The organism is Paraburkholderia sp. IMGN_8 (assembly GCF_038050405.1).
GTDB lineage: Bacteria > Pseudomonadota > Gammaproteobacteria > Burkholderiales > Burkholderiaceae > Paraburkholderia.
In genome coordinates, this window is sequence record NZ_CP150900.1 from 154,573 (window position 1) to 172,612 (window position 18,040).

General features: G+C 65.9%; 16 protein-coding genes and 1 riboswitch. Of the genes, 9 read left to right on the forward strand and 7 right to left on the reverse strand.

Translation table 11 applies throughout. The features are described 5' to 3' along the window. Nucleotide 1: 1 nt before the first annotated feature. Genes fliI through fliF form a run of 4 tightly spaced genes read right to left on the reverse strand, consistent with a single transcriptional unit; the run spans nucleotide 2 to nucleotide 5,153 of the window. Entirely contained in the window at nucleotides 2–1,696 is a 1,695-nt protein-coding gene (fliI, locus tag WN982_RS00725) for a flagellar protein export ATPase FliI (protein WP_341313963.1), read from the reverse strand. Then, the gene (gene fliH / locus WN982_RS00730; protein WP_341313964.1) at nucleotides 1,690–2,373 is read right to left on the reverse strand and encodes a flagellar assembly protein FliH; all 684 of its coding nucleotides are present in this window, start codon (nucleotides 2,371–2,373) and stop codon (nucleotides 1,690–1,692) included. Before fliH ends, fliI begins: the two co-directional genes overlap by 7 nt. Continuing rightward, nucleotides 2,360–3,355: a flagellar motor switch protein FliG gene (gene fliG, locus WN982_RS00735; RefSeq protein ID WP_341313965.1), complete on the reverse strand. Its 996-nt coding sequence runs from the start codon at nucleotides 3,353–3,355 to the stop codon at nucleotides 2,360–2,362. The genes fliH and fliG overlap by 14 nt, the downstream gene beginning before the upstream one ends. Beyond that, nucleotides 3,345–5,153, reverse strand: coding sequence for a flagellar basal-body MS-ring/collar protein FliF (gene fliF / locus WN982_RS00740; protein ID WP_341313966.1), 1,809 nt, complete (start codon nucleotides 5,151–5,153; stop codon nucleotides 3,345–3,347). The genes fliG and fliF overlap by 11 nt, the downstream gene beginning before the upstream one ends. 236 nt (nucleotides 5,154–5,389) lie before the next feature. Between fliF and fliE the strand changes: the two genes are divergently transcribed. The 5 genes from fliE (at nucleotide 5,390) to WN982_RS00765 (ending at nucleotide 8,539) form a co-directional block, all read left to right on the forward strand. Beyond that, a complete protein-coding gene (gene fliE, locus WN982_RS00745; protein ID WP_341313967.1) occupies nucleotides 5,390–5,725 on the forward strand; it encodes a flagellar hook-basal body complex protein FliE in 336 nt (111 codons plus the stop codon). A 242-nt stretch (nucleotides 5,726–5,967) separates the two neighbouring features. Continuing rightward, complete coding sequence (gene fliS, locus WN982_RS00750; protein WP_341313968.1) at nucleotides 5,968–6,402, forward strand: flagellar export chaperone FliS; 435 nt, start codon at nucleotides 5,968–5,970, stop codon at nucleotides 6,400–6,402. Beyond that, complete coding sequence (locus WN982_RS00755; RefSeq protein WP_341313969.1) at nucleotides 6,399–6,725, forward strand: flagellar protein FliT; 327 nt, start codon at nucleotides 6,399–6,401, stop codon at nucleotides 6,723–6,725. Before fliS ends, WN982_RS00755 begins: the two co-directional genes overlap by 4 nt. A gap of 81 nt (nucleotides 6,726–6,806) precedes the next feature. Next, on the forward strand, nucleotides 6,807–8,180 hold the full coding sequence (locus tag WN982_RS00760; protein ID WP_341313970.1) for a flagellar hook-length control protein FliK: 1,374 nt from the start codon (nucleotides 6,807–6,809) through the stop codon (nucleotides 8,178–8,180). Beyond that, nucleotides 8,177–8,539, forward strand: coding sequence for an EscU/YscU/HrcU family type III secretion system export apparatus switch protein (locus tag WN982_RS00765; protein ID WP_341313971.1), 363 nt, complete (start codon nucleotides 8,177–8,179; stop codon nucleotides 8,537–8,539). The genes WN982_RS00760 and WN982_RS00765 overlap by 4 nt, the downstream gene beginning before the upstream one ends. A gap of 116 nt (nucleotides 8,540–8,655) precedes the next feature. Here the strand turns inward: WN982_RS00765 and WN982_RS00770 are convergent, their stop codons facing one another. Together WN982_RS00770 and WN982_RS00775 are read right to left on the reverse strand one after the other, a co-directional pair. Continuing rightward, the gene (locus WN982_RS00770) at nucleotides 8,656–10,074 is read right to left on the reverse strand and encodes a coniferyl aldehyde dehydrogenase (RefSeq protein WP_341313972.1); all 1,419 of its coding nucleotides are present in this window, start codon (nucleotides 10,072–10,074) and stop codon (nucleotides 8,656–8,658) included. A gap of 75 nt (nucleotides 10,075–10,149) precedes the next feature. Further along, entirely contained in the window at nucleotides 10,150–11,835 is a 1,686-nt protein-coding gene (locus WN982_RS00775; protein WP_341313973.1) for an isovaleryl-CoA dehydrogenase, read from the reverse strand. A gap of 384 nt (nucleotides 11,836–12,219) precedes the next feature. Between WN982_RS00775 and WN982_RS00780 the strand changes: the two genes are divergently transcribed. Next, nucleotides 12,220–13,878 carry a GMC family oxidoreductase N-terminal domain-containing protein gene (locus WN982_RS00780; protein ID WP_341313974.1) on the forward strand — a complete coding sequence of 553 codons (1,659 nt, stop codon included), beginning with the start codon at nucleotides 12,220–12,222 and terminating at the stop codon, nucleotides 13,876–13,878. Between the two features lie 91 nt (nucleotides 13,879–13,969). On the opposite strand, the gene WN982_RS00785 is transcribed toward WN982_RS00780, so the two are convergent. Continuing rightward, nucleotides 13,970–14,920, reverse strand: a complete 951-nt coding sequence (locus tag WN982_RS00785) for a LysR substrate-binding domain-containing protein (protein WP_341313975.1) — start codon at nucleotides 14,918–14,920, stop codon at nucleotides 13,970–13,972. A gap of 113 nt (nucleotides 14,921–15,033) precedes the next feature. On the opposite strand from WN982_RS00785, the gene WN982_RS00790 reads away from it, so the two are divergent. From WN982_RS00790 to ahcY, 3 genes are all read left to right on the forward strand, one after another. Further along, on the forward strand, nucleotides 15,034–15,492 hold the full coding sequence (locus WN982_RS00790; protein WP_341313976.1) for a CidA/LrgA family protein: 459 nt from the start codon (nucleotides 15,034–15,036) through the stop codon (nucleotides 15,490–15,492). Between the two features lie 48 nt (nucleotides 15,493–15,540). Next, on the forward strand, nucleotides 15,541–16,263 hold the full coding sequence (locus WN982_RS00795) for an LrgB family protein (RefSeq protein WP_341313977.1): 723 nt from the start codon (nucleotides 15,541–15,543) through the stop codon (nucleotides 16,261–16,263). 156 nt (nucleotides 16,264–16,419) lie between these two features. Next, nucleotides 16,420–16,556: riboswitch (S-adenosyl-L-homocysteine riboswitch) on the forward strand. A gap of 33 nt (nucleotides 16,557–16,589) precedes the next feature. Then, on the forward strand, nucleotides 16,590–18,011 hold the full coding sequence (gene ahcY / locus WN982_RS00800; protein ID WP_341313978.1) for an adenosylhomocysteinase: 1,422 nt from the start codon (nucleotides 16,590–16,592) through the stop codon (nucleotides 18,009–18,011). Nucleotides 18,012–18,040 lie beyond the last annotated feature (29 nt).

Genomic DNA, 18,040 nt, shown 5'->3' on the forward strand with positions numbered 1-18,040 from the left:
GTCAGCCTCCTTGGGCAAACAGCGCGTCCAGCATCTCGAGACTCGGTTCAAAGTTTGCGCACTCGCGAAAACCTTGCTGCAAAAATGCTTCCATCCGCGGGTACAGCGCAATCGCACGGTCGAGCAGCGCGTCGCGCCCGCTCGAATAGGCGCCGACGTTGATCAGATCGCGGTTGCGCTGATAGCGCGACAGCATCTGCTTGAACATACGCGTCTCGTCGAGATGGTTTTCGTCGATCAGCGCGGTCATTGCCCGGCTAATCGACGCTTCGATGTCGATCGCCGGATAGTGGCCGGCCTCGGCGAGCGAGCGCGACAGCACGATATGGCCGTCGAGAATCGCCCGCGCCGAGTCTGCGATAGGATCCTGCTGATCGTCGCCTTCGGTCAACACGGTGTAGAAGGCGGTGATCGAGCCGCCGCCCGCGGGGCCGTTGCCGGTCCGTTCGACAAGCGCCGGCAGCTTGGCGAACACCGAAGGCGGATAGCCCTTGGTGGCGGGCGGCTCGCCCACGGCCAGCGCGATTTCGCGCTGTGCCATCGCGTAGCGGGTCAGCGAATCCATCAGCAGCAGCACGTGCTTGCCCTGATCGCGGAAATATTCGGCAAGCGAGGTCGAGTACGACGCCGCCTGCATCCGCAACAGCGGCGAAACGTCGGCCGGCGCGGCGACGACGACCGAGCGCGCCAGACCTTCTTCGCCAAGAATCTGTTCGATGAATTCCTTCACTTCGCGGCCGCGTTCGCCGATCAGGCCGATCACGATCACTTCGGCGCTGGTGTAGCGCGCCATTGTGCCGAGCAGCACCGATTTACCGACGCCGGAGCCGGCGAACAGGCCCATCCGCTGCCCGCGACCCACCGTCAGCAGCGCGTTGATCGCGCGCACGCCGACGTCGAGCACCTTGTGAATCGGCTCGCGGTTCAGCGGATTGATCACCGGCGCGGACAGCGGCGCGTCGGCGTGCGCGCCGAGCGGGCCGAGGCCGTCGAGCGGACGGCCCGATGCATCGAGCACGCGCCCCAGCAGTTCCCAGCCGACCGGCAAGCGCTTGGCGCCCGCCATCGGATCGGCGATCGGCGCGCTTTCGAGCGGATAAACCCGCGCGCCGGGCAACAAGCCGATCACTTCGGTGGTCGGCATCAGAAACAGTTTGTCGCCGGAGAAGCCCACCACTTCGGCTTCTGCCATCGGCAACGAACTGCCGGGCGGCAGTTCGATCATCACCTCGGCGCCCACCGACAGGCGCAAGCCGACGGCTTCGAGTACCAGACCGGCGGCGCGCGTCAGGCGTCCGCAGGCGCGCATCGGCTTGGCGATCGCGTTACGCGCGCGCAGCGCGTCGAGCCGGCCGCGCCAGGCCTGCATGTGCGGGTTGCTGTCGAGTGCGGGATCGTACGAGGCGTGGGCGGCGGGGATTGAAGCGGGGCGCGAAGTAACACTTGAAGCTGCTGTTGCGGCAGACTCGCGGCTCGCCGCTGCGCCCGTCGCAGGGTGGCCCTGGCTCGAATCGCGCAACACGGCTTCGATGGCCGCGACTGCAGCCGCAGCAGGTGTAACCGCAGCCGGCATATCCGCCAGCGCCTCGGCGCCGAACGACGCCAGCGCCTCGGCGCCGAACGACGCCAGCGCAAGCTCGCGTTCGAGCGGCGTCAGATCGCTGGCGCGGATCTCGTCGAGCGTCGGCTTCACCATGTGCTCACCTTGCCGAGCGCCGCGGCAACGCGCTCCCAGCGCGTGTCGATGCCGGCATCCACCTCGCCGCTGCCGGCCTGCGCGCGACAGCCGCCGCGTTCGACCGACGCATCGGTGTGCACAGTCCAGCCGCGCGTTTGCAGCTCTTCCATCAGATAGGCTTCGACGACCGGTAAGTCGGCCGGACTGACGATCAGCGCCGGCGCGCCGACCAGCGCCGGTTCGGCCGCCAGCACCTCACGCGCGGCTGCGATCAGCGCGGTCGGATCGTGCTGCACGTGCTGGCGCACCACCTGCTGCGCGATGTCCAGCGCCAATCCGACCAGCGTCTCCGAAATCGCGCCCTGGGCGCCGTCGAGCGCCGCCTTGAACGTCTCAGCGAGCGCGGCGAGACGCGCCGCTTCTTCGCGCGCTTCGCTTTGGCCTTGCTCGAAACCCTGCGCGTGACCTTGCTCGTAACCGGCCTGATAACCGAGCGCCTGCCCGGCCACGTGACCGGACGCGGTGCCCTGCGCATGCGCGGCCTCGCGCAGACGTTCGAGTTCGGCTTCGAATGCGCCGTCGTCGACTTCGGCTTCGGGCGGCGCCGGCGGCACCGGATCGAACGAGGCCATCTCCCAGCGCTGGTAGGCCGAGAGGCTCGCCTTGCGCGCGGCGTTCTGATCAGACATACGCATCTTCCGCCTTGCCGCCTAGAACGATCTGGCCGCTTTCCGCCAGGTTGCGCACGATTTGCAGGATGCGGCGCTGTTGCGTCTCGACTTCGGACACGCGCACCGGACCGCGCGCGTCGAGGTCTTCGGCGAGTAGTTCGGCGGCACGCTGCGACATGTTCGACAGGAACTTCTGGCGCAGCGCGGGCGGCGCGCCCTTCAGCGAAATGATCAACGCCTCGGACTCGACTTCCTTCAGCAGCAGCTGGATCGCGCGGTCTTCCAGATCGAGCAGGTTCTCGAATACAAACATCTGATCGATGATCTTCTGCGCCAGTTCGGCGTCGTATTGGCGAACGTTCTCGATGACGCCTTCTTCATGGTTGCTCGACATGAAGTTGAGAATTTCGGCCGCCGTGCGGATGCCGCCCATCGGGCTGCGCTTGAGGTTGTCGCTGCCCGACAGCAGGCCCGTCAGCACGTCGTCGAGTTCGCGCAGCGCGGCCGGCTGGATGCCGTCGAGCGTCGCGATCCGCAGCAGCACGTCGTTACGCAGCCGCTCGGTAAAGCAGGCGACGATTTCCGACGCCTGGTCGCGGTCGAGGTGAACGAGGATCGTCGCGATGATCTGCGGATGCTCGTTCTTGATCAGCTCGGCCACCGCCGCGGAATCCATCCATTTGAGGCCTTCGATCCCGCTGGTATCGCTGCCCTGCAGAATCCGGTCGATGATCGCGCCGGCCTTGTCGTCGCCGAGCGCCTTGGTCAGCACCGAACGGATGTAGTCGCTCGAATCGAGCGACAGCGCGGTGTGCTTTTCGGCCTCGCGCACGAACTCCTGCAGGACCTCGTCGATCTGTTCACGTGTGATGTTCTTCAGCGCGGCCATGGTGACACCGATCTTCTGGACCTCACGCGGCCCGAGGAACCTGAACACCTGCGCGGCTTCTTCCTCGCCGATCGACATCAGCAGGAGCGCGCTCTTCATTACGCCTTCAGCGCTCATCGGACACCCAATTTTTCACGACGGTTGCGACGATCTTCGGATCCTGGCGCGCGATGTTGCGCGCGAATTCCAGGTTCCGTTCGTATTTGTGTTTCGAGCTCTCCAGCGCGAGCAATTCGTTGTCGCCTTCCAGTTCGGCGACGGAGGCCGCACCCGCGCGCTCGGCGGCCGGGATGCCGTCCAGCAGGATCGGCTCGTCCGGCGACGGCAGCGCCGCGGCGGTGACCGGCTCCGGCGGCGGGAAAGCGCGGCGCAGCGCCGGCTTCACCATCACGAAATAGAGGAACAGGGCGACGGCACCGATCCCGAGGTAGGTCGCGATCTGCTTGGCGAGCGCGATCATGTCCGGCGTGCGCCACCACGGCAGGTCGGCGCTCGGGTCGATGTCGGCGGTGAACGCGCTGTTGACCACGTTGACCGAGTCGCCGCGCGCAGCGTCGAAGCCCATCGCGTCCTTCACCAGCTGATTGACCTGCGCGAGCTTGTCGGCGGTGACCGGCTGCATCGTGGCGTGGCCCTTGGCGTCCACGACCTTCAGATAGTTGACCACCACCGCCACCGACAGACGCTTGATGCCGCCCATCGGCTGCTCCAGATGCTGCACGATCTTGTTGAGTTCATAGTTGGTGGTCGAATCCTTGCGGTCGCTGACCGGCGTGGTGGTCACGCCGCTCGCGCCGTTGCCTGCCGTGATCGGCGCGGAAGCCGGCTGCGGCGGCTGGTTCGACAGCGCGCCCGGCACGCCCGAGGCGGCCGCCTGCGACATTTCGGTGGCGGAGCTCGATTGCTGGCTGCGGATCGCCGCCTGTTGCGGGGTGCCGTTCGGGCCGTAGTTTTCCGAAGTCTGCTCGCTGCGCGAGAAGTCGATATCGGCGCTGACCTGCGAATGCGCATTGCCGGCGCCGAACAGGGGCGCGAGGATCGCGTCGATGCGCTGCTGGGTGTTGCGCTCGATCTGCTGGCGGTACTTCAGTTGCGAAGCGTCCAGACCGCTGCCGGAGGACGGGTTCGTCAGCAGGTTGCCGTCCTGGTCGAGGACGGTCACCCCGCGCACCGGCATATCCGGCACCGCCGAGGACACCATATGGGTGATCGCCAGCACCTGGCCTTCGTCGAGCGCACGGCCCGGATACAGGTCGACCAGCACCGAGGCGGAGGGCGCTTCCTTGTCGCGCACGAACACGGAAGGCTTCGGAATCGCCAGATGCACACGGGCTGACTTCACCGAGGAAATCGATTCGATCGTGCGTTGCAGCTCGCCTTCCAGGGCACGCTGATAGTTGATCTGCTCGGCGAACTGGCTGATGCCGAACTTCTGGTTGTCCATCAATTCGAAGCCGACCGAGCCGCTCTTCGGCAGGCCTTGCGAAGCCAGGCGCAGACGCATTTCATGCACCTGATCGGCCGGCACGAGGATCGCGCCGCCGGCGTCGGAGAACTTGTAGGGAATGTTGGCTTGCTGGAGCGCGGTGATGATCGCGCCGCCGTCGCGGTCCGACAGGTTGCTGTAGAGCACCTTGTAGTCCGGGGCGCGCGACCACAGGAACAGACCGGCCACGATCGCGACCAGCAGCGCGACGGCAAAAATCAGCGGGGCACGCGGGTTGCCGCGCATTTGCGCGAGGCCCGACAGGCGCTGGCCGAAGTTGCCGCCCATGCCGCCAAGGTTGCCGCCCAAGCCGCCAAGGTCCGCTGCGCCGCCCGGCTGGCCGGTGCCGGGCGCAATGGCGCCCGGCTGCGCGCCGGCGAGGCCCATGCGGGCGTCGGGGTTGATCAAAGAGTTGGCTGACGAATCCATGCGTCGGGTATCTCCGGGATGCCTTTGCGTTCTGCCGCCTCGCCGCACCGAGAATCGGCGGGCGCACGAACAGAGACTTTCACCATTGAAATTATCCGCAGGGCCGCTCAACCCGATTGCTTGAATAGAGCCGGGTTTTCCCCCTAGTTTCGGGGCTTTCCCTAAAGGCCCGCTGCTATGCTTTCGCTCAGATCGGTACGGCTTTGGTGCGCCGGTCATCATTCCCTGGAGAGAACATGACTTTGCCCGTGAACGCGCTCTCGTCGGCGCTGCAACAGATGCAGTCGATGGCGGCGCAAGCGGCCGGCAGCAGCAACCCGGTGGCCGGCCAGTCCGGCGCGGCGACGGCCGGCGGTTTCGCCTCGGCGCTGAAGGCTTCGTTGGACAAGATCAGCGGCGATCAGACCAAGGCGGCCGGGGAGGCGCAGGCGTTCGAGCTGGGCGCGTCGAACGTGTCGCTGAACGACGTGATGGTCGACTCGCAGAAGGCCAACATCGGCTTCCAGTTCGGCCTGCAGGTGCGCAACAAACTGGTAACGGCCTATAACGACATCATGCAAATGCAGGTGTGAGCGCGGCTCGGGCGGCGAGGGCAGGCGGCAAGGCTATTCCGCCTGCCTGTCCGAACGCCTGAGCATCGCCTGGCCGGCGTGGCTCGCCCCATGCGCCCCATTCGCCCCTTAATCCCCCTTACACCAGCCTAAAGCTTTCCCGCTGCCTATCCGATAACCAGGTACAGGCAGAGATCGGCGCGCGGCAACGCGCCCGGATGGGCTGTCACGACCAACCGCAATGCAAGACAGGAGGAGCGCCGATGTTTTCCCCAGGACACTCTGGAGCCAATGCGTATGCACGCGTGGGCGTCGAGACAGGGGTGATGGGCGCGAGTCCGCATCGTCTGATCGTGATGTTGTATCAGGGCGCCCGGCAAGCGATCGCGCAAGCGCGCATGCATGTGCAGCAAGGCAATGTGCCGGCTCGCGGAGAGGCGATCGGCAAGGCGATTCAGATCGTCGAAAGCGGGCTGCAGCTGTCGCTCAACCGTGAGGCGGGCGGCGAGATTGCGGAGCGGTTGAACGCGCTGTACGGCTATATGTCGCGCCGGCTGCTCGAAGCCAACACAAAACAAAGCGAGGCGATGCTGGTCGAGGTCGATGGTCTGCTGGCGACGCTCGAAGAGGCCTGGATCGGGATTGCCCCGGAGATCGCGCGGATGGCTGTGCAGCCGGCCGCGGAAAGTATGAGATGACATCGAACACAGAATATTTCGCCCGCTACGAGGCGATTGCAGCGATTTCCCGCCGCATGCTGACGGCTGCGCGGTGCGCCCTGTGGAACGATCTGGTACGCCTGCAGGAGGAATACCGGCTTCTGGTCGATGCGTTGCAGGATGCGGAAACGGGAGTCAAGCTGGACGAACCCGAGCGCCTGCGCAAATACGCGCTGATCCGCCAGATCCTTGCGGACGACGCCGCGATCCGCGATCTGGCGAATCCGCGGATGGCCAACCTGTCGGCCCTGTTCGCCGGACGGCAGACTCGCGTGCTCAAGGAACTGTACGGGGCGCGCTGAGTTTGTCCGCGGGCAACATGCTGCATGAGTCTGCCTGACTGTATTTGAGCGCGTCGCGGCCAATGTGACCAAGGAATCGGTATGAACGGAATCGACGCGGTCGTCACGTCGCTGCTTGCGAACCGGGTCGACAGTCTGCTCAATCTCGCGCCGGGCAGCGCGACGGCCTCGCAGACTGGCGCAGCGGGTGTCGATACCGCGCCTGCCACCGCCACACCCGTCACGACACCCACGCCACCGCCGGCTTCTGCGCAAACCGCGCTGTCCGCCGTCGCGCTGACGCTCAATGCGATCGTAAACTCGGGCGGCGAGGCGACGCCGGCAGTGCTCGGCCAGACGCCGATCTGGCCGGCCGCACCGGCGCTCGATGTCCACGTCGGCGGCTTGCCGCTGTTCGACACGTCTTCCGCTGCTTTGCCCAATATGAATGTGAATGCTGCCGCGACTGCGTCCACCGCGAACGTGGCAGCGGCGCAGGTGCCGGTCGCCGCGCTGGCGGCCGCGCTCCAACAGACGGTCGGCGACAGCGGTTTGTTCTACGAATCCCATCTCGCGCAATGGCTGGCGGGCCAGCGCCCGCCCGCCGCCCTGGCCGGCGAAGCGCAAAACAAGCTGGTGGCCGCTGCCGCGCAATTGCCGCTCGACTGGGCGAGCGATGCCGAGCCGTCTCCTTCCGCGAATGCCGCGCCGCGTCAGGGTATGGGCGCTCCGCCCAACAGCGCGTCTGACGGCAACGCCGCCGTGCGCGCCACACCGGCGATCCAGACGGCGCAGGCGGCGCGCTTCGTGGCCGGCGAAGTGCTGGCGAACTCTCTTTCCGATCTGAACGGCCAGCCCGCGCACACCTTGCACAACGCCGCGGCGTCTTTGGCCGACGGCACGCCGTCACAAAGCTCGCAACCGATGGCGGCCGCGGTTCATCCCGCGACGGTTCCTTTAGTGCGTCAGCAACTTGATCTGCTCGCGACCGGGCAGTTTCGCTGGACCGGCGAAGCGTGGCCGGGCGCCAAGCTCGACTGGACGATCGAGCAGGACGGCGACGAATGGGACCGCAGCGGCGGCGGCGCGGCGAGCGAGGACGATCAGCCGTGGCGCACGCGTCTGACGTTGTCGCTGCCGACGCTCGGCACTGTCGATGCGGAATTGACGCTGACCGGCACGCAGCTGGTGGCGCGCGTGCAGGCGAGTCCGGGCGGCGCGGCGCGATTGGCGACGCATGGCGAGAGCTTTCGTCAGCGGCTGGCGGCGGCGGGCATCGAACTGAATGGACTGACGATTCGCGAGATCGGTGGCGGCGCGCCTGCCACTTCGTCCGGCGTGGCAGGTGCAGCGGCGGCTTCGGCCTACGCGCGCTCGGCGTCGGCAGCTGAGGCGGCACCTGCGGGGCGCCGCACGGCACGCGTCGCGCGGCCTGAGCCCGCACCGCTCGACGATTTCGATTGGGATATGCGATGAGCCGCAAACACCGCCGCAGCGCGGCAGCGCTCGTCTACGACACACACGGCAGCGACCCTGCGCCCCGCGTGATCGCCAAAGGCTATGGGCTGGTGGCCGAGATGATCGTGCAGCGCGCCAAGGAGGCCGGGCTGTACGTGCACGAGGCGCCGGAAATGGTGTCGCTCCTGATGCAGGTGGACCTCGATACGCGGATTCCGCCACAGCTTTATCAGGCGGTGGCGGAGTTGCTGGCCTGGCTGCATCGGCTGGAAAGCGGCGCGGAGAATGAGCCGGCTGGCGGCGGCGCCGATGCTCGCGAGCAGGACGTGACCGACGTGGTCGCCACCGAGGTCGGCGGCGGAACATCCGCGGACTGAGCGGGTTGTTATCGCAGGCTTCACCCGGCGACTGAGCGGGCTATTTCCGCTGACTTCACCCAGCGCGGTTCCGGCCGACTCTGCCGCCCGCCGGCGGTCCCCGGTTGCCCGCCCCCTCAGAACCGCATCATCAGCTTCAGCAGCGCATTCACCCGCTTGCCATACGGCGGCGAGATCAGCCCGCGCGCGTTTAGACGCGCCTGTGTCAGCACCGGCTTCATCTTCGAGAAGGTGACGAAGCCTTCGTAGCCGTGATACGCGCCCATCCCGCTCGCGCCAACCCCGCCGAACGGCAGGCTTTCGCACGCCAGATGCATCAGCGTTTCGTTGATCGCCATGCCGCCCGCGATGGTTTCGTGCGTGACGCGCTCGATGGTGGCAGCGTCGTCGGCGTACAGATAGAGCGCGAGCGGCCGAGGCCGCGTATTGATCCACGCGATCGCGTCGTCGAGGGTGTCGTACGGGACGATCGGCAACAGCGGCCCGAAGATTTCCTCCTGCATCAGTGTGCTTTCATCCGGCGCGTTCGTGACGGCGATCAGCGGGAAGCGGCGGCTGGCCGGATCGGGCGAGGCGTCGGTCAGCGCGTGGAGTTGCGCGCCGGCGGCCTGCGCTTCGTCGGCGAGGCGTTCCAGGCGCGCGAAATGCCGCGCCGAGATGATCGACGTGTAGTCGCGGTTGTGCGCGAAGCCGGGATACATCTTCGCCATCCGCGCGCGCGCCCGTTCGATGAATGCCTGCTCCTGACCGCGCGGTACCAGCACGTAATCGGGCGCGATGCAGGTCTGGCCGGCGTTGAGCGTCTTGCCGGCGACAAGGTTGTCGACCGCGTTGTCAAAGCGCGCATGCGTGCCGATGATGGCCGGCGACTTGCCGCCCAGTTCCAGCGTCACCGGCGTCAGATGCCCGGCGGCGGCGCGCATCACTTCGTGGCCGACCTTGGTGGAGCCGGTGAACAGCAGATGGTCGAACGGTTGCGCGCTGAACGCGGCGGCCAGCGCCGCGTCGCCGTTCACCACGGCAACGTGATCGCGCGCGAAGGTCTGGCCGATCAACTGCTCGAACAGCGCAGACGTGCGCGGCGTCAATTCGGACATTTTGACGATCGCGCGGTTGCCGGCGGTCAACGCGCTGATCAGAGGACCGACGGCCAGCAGCACCGGATAATTCCACGGCACGATGATGCCGACCACGCCGAGCGGCTGCGGCACGACTTTCGCGCGCGCCGGCAGCAGCCATTTGTTGGTGCTGCGGCGCTGCGCCTTCATCCAGCGCTTGCCGTGTTTCAGCGCGGCGTCGATCTCTTCCTTGACCAGCAGGAATTCGGCGAGCAGCACTTCCTCTTTCGCACGGTTGCCGAAATCGGCGTTCATCGCGTCGGCGAGCGCGTCGCGGTTGTCGAGCATCACTGCGCGCAGCGCTTTCAGATGCGCGGCGCGTGTTTCCCACGACGGATACGGCGCGCGCAAATAAGCATGGCGTTGATCGCGGAGCAGCGCTTCGAGCGCGGCGACCTCGGACAGATCGTTCTTCATGTGTGTCCACTCCCTGATGGATGTCGGTGCGCGTAGGCCGCGCTTATCGGTTTGTTGTTGTCCGGCTTGCCGGTATCAAGCAGCGAACGCCCGCTCGATGATCGCCGCATGGTCGAAAGTGGCGGGCAGCGTGCCGTACACACGGCCGCTTTCGCCGCAGCCGTCGGCGAGCCGCGTCGCGATGAAGGCGTCGGCGAGTTCGGACGGCGCGTGCCTGACGAGCAAGGTTGCTTGAGCAATCAGCACGATTTGCTGCGCGATACGCCGCGCCAATGCTTCCCGATGTTCGGCCGGTCCGTTGAGCGTGGCGGCCAGCTTGCCGAGCGCGGCGCCCAGCGCGGGGTGGCCCTGCGCATCCGCTTGCCAGGTGGCGAACAATGCCTGCGCCGCTTCGGGTTCGCGCTCCATGGCGCGCAGCACGTCGAGGCACATCACGTTGCCCGACCCTTCCCAGATCGAATTCACGGGCGCTTCACGATAAAAACGCGCCATCGGAGCAGTCTCGACGTAGCCATTGCCGCCCCAGACTTCCATCGCCTCGCCGGTGAATTCGAGCGTGCGCTTGCAGACCCAGTACTTCGCCGCCGGTGTGACGATGCGCCGCCATGCGCGCTCAGCCGGCGAGGCGTTAGACGAATCAGCCGATTCTTCGAAAGCACGCGCGAGCCGCATGAACAGCACGGTCGCCGCTTCCGACTCCAACGCGAGATCGGCCAGCACGTTGCGCATGAGCGGCTGATCGGCGAGATACCGCCCGAACGCGCTGCGATGGCGCGCGTGGTGGATCGCCTGCACTAGTGCCGCGCGCATCAACGCCGCGCTGCCGATCACGCAATCGAGCCGCGTGTAGTTCGCCATTTCGATGATGGTCGGCACGCCGCGGCCTTCATCGCCGATCAGGATGCCGAACGCGTCGAAGAATTCGACTTCGCTGCTCACGTTCGAGCGGTTGCCGAGCTTGTCTTTCAGACGCTGGATCTGCACCGCGTTCTTGCTGCCGTCCGGCGCGAAGCGCGGCACGAAGAAGCACGACAGGCCCGCGTGATCGCCGGTGCGGGCGAGCACCAGATGCGCGTCGCATTGCGGCGCGGAGAAAAACCATTTGTGGCCGACGAGGCGATAGTCGGCGCCGCGACCGCTGCCGCGTGTCGCATAGGCGCGCGTCTGGTTGCTGCGCACGTCGGAGCCGCCTTGCTTCTCGGTCATGCCCATGCCGATCATCGCCGAGCTTTTCTGCGGGAGCGGGACATCGCGCGGATCGTGTTCGCGGGAGTAGAGCTTGTCGCGCAGCGTGTCGAACAGGGCGGGTTCGCGCTGCAACACCGGAATGCTCGCGAAGGTCATCGTCAGTGGGCAGAGCGAACCGGATTCGAGTTGCGCGTGCAGGAAGTAACCGGCGCAGCGCGCGACCATCGCGCCGCGCTGCGGATCGGAGAACGGCAGCGCGTGCAGGCCCTCGCGGCGCAGCAGCGACAGCAGCGTATGCCACGACGGATGAAACTCCAGTGCGTCGATGCGTTCGCCGCGCGGGCTGTGCGTGAACAGTTCAGGCGTGTGGCGGTTCGCCAGTTCGGCGAGCGCGAGCGTTTCCGGCGTGGTGAGCGCGGCGCCGTCGCGCAGCAGCGCGTCGCGATGCCACGCGGCGCCTTCGCGTTCGAGGGCGGCGGATAAAGCGGCGTCGCTGGAAAACAGGTTGTAATCCGCCAGCGGCGGAACCTGATTTGTCACGTCGTGGGTGTGGCCGATGCTGAGCCGTTCCATCTGCTGTCTCCGTTCACCGGATGCGCTCCGGCGCTGATCGACGGTGTGCTGTTTTATCGCCGCGTGCCGTGCCGCACGCTGACGGGAAGGCGCGCGCGGCGCCGTGTTTGAATGCCGCGTCCACCGCCTCGGCGGGCGCAGGCGCGTCTTTCATCATAGGGGCGCGGCGCCTCTTTCGTTTAGAGGGATCGCTCTGACCGGAGCGCGCCGTGGCGGCGCAACGCTCCCTACAATGCCGATAAAACACACGTAGACAAGTGTGCCGCAATCGCTTGCATGGGACCGGAGTAAGTGCTTTGCATGGGACCGGAGTAAGCGCTAAAGCGCTAACTCCGGTCGACAGAGACAGGGTACGCAAGCAACGCGGCACATCAGGAGGAGCGGATGCAATACGACTACATCATCGTCGGTGCAGGCTCGGGCGGCTGCTCGCTTGCGAGCCGCCTCGCGGATAGCTGCCCAGACGCGACGATCGCGCTGATCGAAGCCGGCCCGCACACGGACCGCAATCTGCTCGTCAATATGCCGGTCGGCGTGGCGGCCATCGTGCCGCACAAACTCAAGACCAACTACGGCTATCTGACCACACCGCAGCCCGGGCTCGGCGGACGCCAGGGTTATCAGCCGCGCGGCCGCGGTTTCGGCGGCTCGAGCGCGATCAACGCGATGATCTACACGCGCGGCCATCCGCTCGATTACGACGAATGGGCGCAACTCGGCTGCGACGGCTGGTCGTGGGCCGACGTGCTGCCGTATTTCCGCCGTGCCGAGGGCAACGAGCGCGGCGCCGACGCGTGGCACGGCGCGGACGGTCCTCTGACGGTGTCCGATCTGCGCTATCGCAATCCGTTTTCGAAGCGCTTCGTGCAGGCCGCGATCGAAGCCGGCTACCGGCCGAACAGCGACTTCAACGGCGCGGAGCAGGAGGGCGTCGGTTTCTATCAGGTGACGCAGCGCGACGGACGCCGTTGCAGCGTCGCGCGCGCCTATATCTACGACCGCCGGCGGCCGAATCTGCACGCCATCGCGGATGCGACCGTGCTGCGCGTGACCTTCGACGGCAAGCGCGCGAGCGGGGTCGAGATCGTGCGCGGGGGGCGCACCGAACAGCTTGAAGCGCGCGCCGAAGTGGTGATGGCAGCGGGCGCGTTCAATTCACCGCAACTGCTGATGTGCTCGGGGATCGGGCCGGCCGCGCATCTGCAATCGCTCGGCATTCCGGTGCTGCACGATGCGCCCGAGGTTGGCCAGAATCTGATCGACCACGTCGACTTCACGATCAACAAACGGGTGTCGTCGATCGAACCGACCGGCTTTTCGGTGCGCGGCATGGCGCGGATGCTGCCGCAGTTCGTCACCTTCATGCGGCACGGGCGCGGCATGCTGTCGAGCAACGTCGCGGAAGCGGGCGGTTTTCTGAAGAGCCGGCCGACGCTCGAGCGGCCGGATCTGCAACTGCATTTCTGCGCGGCGCTGGTCGACGATCACAACCGCCACATGCACTGGGGTCACGGCTATTCGCTGCACGTGTGCGTGTTACGGCCGCATAGCCGCGGCACCGTGACGCTGGCGAGCGCCGACGCACGCGCGGCGCCGGTGATCGATCCGCGTTTTTTCAGCGATTCGCGCGATCTGGATCTGCTGGTGGAAGGCGCGCAGATGGCACGGCGCATTCTCGACGCGCCGTCGCTTGCGCTGCACGGCGGCAAGGAGTTGTACACGCATCCCGGTCAGACGGAGGCGGAACTGCGCCGGACCATCGCCGAGCATGCCGATACGATCTATCACCCGGTAGCCACCTGCCGGATGGGCGGCGACGCGCAATCGGTGGTCGATCCGCAACTGCGAGTGCGAGGCGTGACGGGGCTGCGGATCGTCGATGCATCGGTGATGCCGACGCTGATCGGCGGCAACACCAATTCGCCGACCGTGATGATCGGTGAGCGCGCGGCGGAACTGATCGTGGCGGCGCGGCGCGGCGCGGACACGGCGCAGCCGGCGGCGCCGGCAGGTCTTGCGGGCCTGGCGGCGAATGCGGCCTGAGCGGCGTGTCGTCCGTGCCCTGCATAGGCAAGGACGACGCAGCAATTCCGCTAATCGACATGCCGCCCGGTTCGCGCCGGGCGGCATGTTTTCATTTGGAAAGCGGCGCGGTGATACCGGTCATGCCGATGCCCGGCCCCAGCATGAAATCGTCGCCGGCCTGGCCCGGCAGCGCCTCGCGCGCAACCTCGAGCCACGCGCGTGCCGCATGCGACAGATAGCCATTGCGACGCCAGCCGATCGCCATTTCCCACGGAATTTCCGGTTCGACGACCGGCCGGCAGGTGAACTGCGCCGCGTCGAGCCGTCGGCAATATGGCGCCGGCAGCAACGCAATGCCGACCCCGGCCAGCACCAGCGCCGCCATGAAATCCCAATGCCCGCTGCGCCCGACAATGGTCGGCGCAAAGCCGGCCGTGCGGCACGCGTTCAGAACGACATCATTGAGCGCAAGGCTTTCGCCATAGAACACGAACGGCTCGCTTGCCAACTGGCCGAGCGGCACCTCGTGTAGGTCGTCCCAGCGCGAGCCGGTGCGCGCGACCAGCCAGAGCAATTGCCGCGTCATCGGCAGCACGTCGATATTCTCGGGGTCGACCGGTTGCAGTACGCCGCCCAATTCCAGTTCGCCGTTGATCAGCGCCGCTTCGATCGCGCGCGAACCCTGCTCGAACAGCTTCAGTTCGATTTTCGGGTAGCGCTGGCGGAATGCGGCGATCGCGGGCGTGAAGAGCGAACCGCCCATCGGCGGAATGCCGATCGTCAGCTCGCCGCGGCCGAGTGTGTCGAGATCGTTCAGCTCGGCCTGCAACTGCGCATGCGCGGCCAATACGTCCTGGCCGCGCTGATAGACGATCCGGCCGGCGTCGGTCAGCACCATCTGGCGCCCGTCGCGCAGCAGTAGCGGCGAGCCGATTTCGTCTTCCAGCGACTTGACCATTTTGCTGATGGTCGGCTGCGTGACGAACATCTGCTCGGCGGCGACGGTGAAGCTCTGTTGACGCACCACTTCGACGAAATAGCGCAGCGCGCGTAGTTCCACGATCTCGGGCTCCGAAATTCCAAATTGGAATGATTTTAATGGTAGTAAGTCATTATATTTATGTTGCGTTGCAACCTATACTGACTGCCATCAAAAGTCACCTAGGGATTGCCATGACGACGCAACTTCTCTCCCGATTCGCCAACGCCGGTCGCGCAAGCGGCGCGATGCGCGTTGCGCGGATCGCCGTGCAGAGCGCCGCGCTCGCCGGTCTCTGGTTGGTCGCCGATTTCGTCGTGCGTCAGCTTCGTTTGCCGGTGCCCGGCGGTGTGGTCGGCCTGGTCGCGTTGCTCGCGCTGCTGTTTTGCGGCGGTGTCGCGCCGCGCTGGATCAAGGCCGGCGCCGACTGGCTGTTGTCGGACATGCTGCTGTTCTTCATTCCGGCCGCGGTTGCCGCGGTGCAATACGGCGGGCTGTTTCGCGAGGACGGCTGGCGTCTCGCGCTGGTGGTGGTCGCCGGCACGTTGATGGTGATGCTCGCGGTCGCCATTGCGGTCGAACAGGCCGCACGGCTCGAGCGCCGGCTGGCGCTGCGCCGCGTGATGGTCGCGCGGCATGCGGCGCGTGCCTGATTTTTCCTCAACCTGTCTTCCACCTCTATTCCAGTCTGAGGCCCGCCCATGAACGCGCTCTACTCGTCCCTGTTTGCCGATGATGCCTCGCGTCTGATCGCGGCGGGCTGTTTCGTGCTGACGGTGGCGCTGTATTTCGCGTCCAAGACGCTGTACGCGCGCTTCAAGTCGCCGTGGCTGACGCCGCTGGTCGCCGTGCCGGCGGTGCTCGCGGCGATTGTCGTGCTCGCGCATATTCCGTATCCCGTCTATTTTCAGGATACGCGCTGGCTGATGTGGCTGCTCGGGCCTGCCACGGTCGCCTTCGCCGTGCCTATTTATGAATACCGCGAGTTGCTCAAACGGCACTGGATTTCGCTGACGGTCGGTGTGACGGTGGGCATTGTGGTGGCGGTCGGCGGCTCGCTGATGCTGGCGAAGCTGCTGCATCTATCGCCGGAATTGCAACGCAGTCTGATGACCCGCTCGGTGTCGACGCCGTTCGCGCTTGCCGTCTCCGACAAGATTCACGCGCCGAAGGATCTGACCGCGCTGTTCGTGATCGCGACGGGCGTCTGCGGGATGCTGTTCGGCGAACTGGTGCTGGGGCTCGTGCCGCTGCGCACGCGGCTCGCGCGCGGCGCATTGTTCGGCGCGGCGGCGCACGGCGTGGGCACCGCGAAGGCGCGTGAACTTGGCAGCGAGGAAGGCGTGGTCGCCAGTTTGACGATGATGATCGCCGGCGTGGTGATGGTGCTGCTTGCGCCAATGCTAGGGCTGTTGCCGATCTGAAACGAGCAGTCGGCGGGCGCGGGGCATCGCGCAATTACGTACGGCAAGCGTCACGGCCGAGGCGGCCGCACCGGCTGTCTCGGCTAGCGCGGCTGGATAGCGCCGCAAACCCGATCCGCAACCCGAAGCCATCTCGATTTGCTACAATCGCCGTTCGTCTTCGAGGAGCGTTGCGACGGGTACCGCGAATCAGCATATTCGCCGGCCGCCCGCCAGGCTCGAAGGCTTCAATCGGCGGGCTCGGGTGCGCTTTGCGCTTTCCGATCCACCGCATCGAACCGCGCTCACGTCAAATTTCTAGTCAATTTCTTAGAAAGGAGGGCGTGATGAACGCCGCAGTTATCGATTCCCAGGCTTCCCAGGATTTCATCGTTGCCGACATGTCGCTTGCCGACTGGGGCCGCAAGGAACTCAACATCGCCGAGACGGAAATGCCCGGCCTCGTGCAAACGCGCGAAGAGTACAAGGCGCAGCAGCCGCTGAAGGGTGCGCGCATCGCAGGTTCCCTGCACATGACGATCCAGACCGGCGTGCTGATCGAGACGCTGACCGCGCTCGGCGCCGACGTCCGCTGGGCCTCGTGCAACATCTTCTCGACGCAAGACCATGCTGCCGCGGCGATCGCCAAGGCCGGCACGCCGGTGTTCGCTTTCAAGGGCGAATCGCTCGACGAATACTGGGAATTCTCGCACCGCATTTTCGAATGGCCGAACGGCGAATTCGCCAACATGATCCTCGACGACGGCGGCGACGCCACGTTGCTGCTGATCCTCGGCTCGAAGGCCGAGAAAGACCGCTCGGTGATCTCGAAGCCGACCAATGAAGAAGAGGTCGCACTGTATAAGTCGATCGCCCGTCATCTGGACGCGGATCCGGTCTGGTACTCGACGCGCCTCGCTCACATCAAGGGCGTGACCGAAGAAACCACGACTGGCGTGCACCGTCTGTATCAGATGGAAAAGGAAGGCCGTCTGCCGTTCCCGGCGATCAACGTCAACGACTCGGTCACCAAGTCGAAGTTCGACAACCTGTATGGCTGCCGTGAGTCGCTGGTCGACGGTATCAAGCGCGCGACCGACGTGATGATCGCGGGCAAGATCGCGGTGGTCGCAGGTTACGGCGACGTGGGCAAGGGCTGCGCGCAATCGCTGCGCGGTCTGGGCGCGACGGTATGGGTTACGGAAATCGATCCGATCTGCGCACTGCAAGCGGCAATGGAAGGCTACCGCGTCGTGACGATGGAATACGCGGCCGACAAGGCCGACATCTTCGTGACGGCGACCGGCAACTACCATGTGATCGGCCACGATCACATGAAGGCGATGCGCCACAACGCGATCGTCTGCAACATCGGTCACTTCGACTCGGAAATCGACGTCGCGTCGACCCGTCAGTACCAGTGGGACAACATCAAGCCGCAAGTCGACCACATCATTTTCCCGGACGGCAAGCGCGTGATCCTGCTGGCTGAAGGGCGTCTCGTGAACCTGGGTTGCGCGACGGGCCACCCGTCGTTCGTGATGTCGAACTCGTTCACCAACCAGACGCTCGCGCAGATCGAACTGTTCACGCAAGGCAACAAGTACGAGAACAAGGTGTACGTGCTGCCGAAGCATCTCGACGAGAAGGTCGCACGCCTGCATCTGGCGCGCATCGGCGCGAATCTGACGGTGTTGTCCGACGCGCAGGCCGGCTACATCGGCGTCGACAAGAACGGTCCGTTCAAGCCGAACCACTACCGCTATTAAGCACGCGGGCGGTCTGACAGCATGAGCCA

Excerpts from the sequence above, each read along its gene's own strand:
- fliI (WP_341313963.1), bottom strand. The coding sequence starts at position 1,696 with ATGGTGAAGCCGACGCTCGACGAGATCCGCGCCAGCGATCTGACGCCG.
- fliH (WP_341313964.1), bottom strand. The coding sequence starts at position 2,373 with ATGCGTATGTCTGATCAGAACGCCGCGCGCAAGGCGAGCCTCTCGGCC.
- fliG (WP_341313965.1), bottom strand. The coding sequence starts at position 3,355 with ATGAGCGCTGAAGGCGTAATGAAGAGCGCGCTCCTGCTGATGTCGATC.
- fliF (WP_341313966.1), bottom strand. The coding sequence starts at position 5,153 with ATGGATTCGTCAGCCAACTCTTTGATCAACCCCGACGCCCGCATGGGC.
- fliE (WP_341313967.1), top strand. The coding sequence starts at position 5,390 with ATGACTTTGCCCGTGAACGCGCTCTCGTCGGCGCTGCAACAGATGCAG.
- fliS (WP_341313968.1), top strand. The coding sequence starts at position 5,968 with ATGTTTTCCCCAGGACACTCTGGAGCCAATGCGTATGCACGCGTGGGC.
- WN982_RS00755 (WP_341313969.1), top strand. The coding sequence starts at position 6,399 with ATGACATCGAACACAGAATATTTCGCCCGCTACGAGGCGATTGCAGCG.
- WN982_RS00760 (WP_341313970.1), top strand. The coding sequence starts at position 6,807 with ATGAACGGAATCGACGCGGTCGTCACGTCGCTGCTTGCGAACCGGGTC.
- WN982_RS00765 (WP_341313971.1), top strand. The coding sequence starts at position 8,177 with ATGAGCCGCAAACACCGCCGCAGCGCGGCAGCGCTCGTCTACGACACA.
- WN982_RS00770 (WP_341313972.1), bottom strand. The coding sequence starts at position 10,074 with ATGAAGAACGATCTGTCCGAGGTCGCCGCGCTCGAAGCGCTGCTCCGC.
- WN982_RS00775 (WP_341313973.1), bottom strand. The coding sequence starts at position 11,835 with ATGGAACGGCTCAGCATCGGCCACACCCACGACGTGACAAATCAGGTT.
- WN982_RS00780 (WP_341313974.1), top strand. The coding sequence starts at position 12,220 with ATGCAATACGACTACATCATCGTCGGTGCAGGCTCGGGCGGCTGCTCG.
- WN982_RS00790 (WP_341313976.1), top strand. The coding sequence starts at position 15,034 with ATGACGACGCAACTTCTCTCCCGATTCGCCAACGCCGGTCGCGCAAGC.
- WN982_RS00795 (WP_341313977.1), top strand. The coding sequence starts at position 15,541 with ATGAACGCGCTCTACTCGTCCCTGTTTGCCGATGATGCCTCGCGTCTG.
- ahcY (WP_341313978.1), top strand. The coding sequence starts at position 16,590 with ATGAACGCCGCAGTTATCGATTCCCAGGCTTCCCAGGATTTCATCGTT.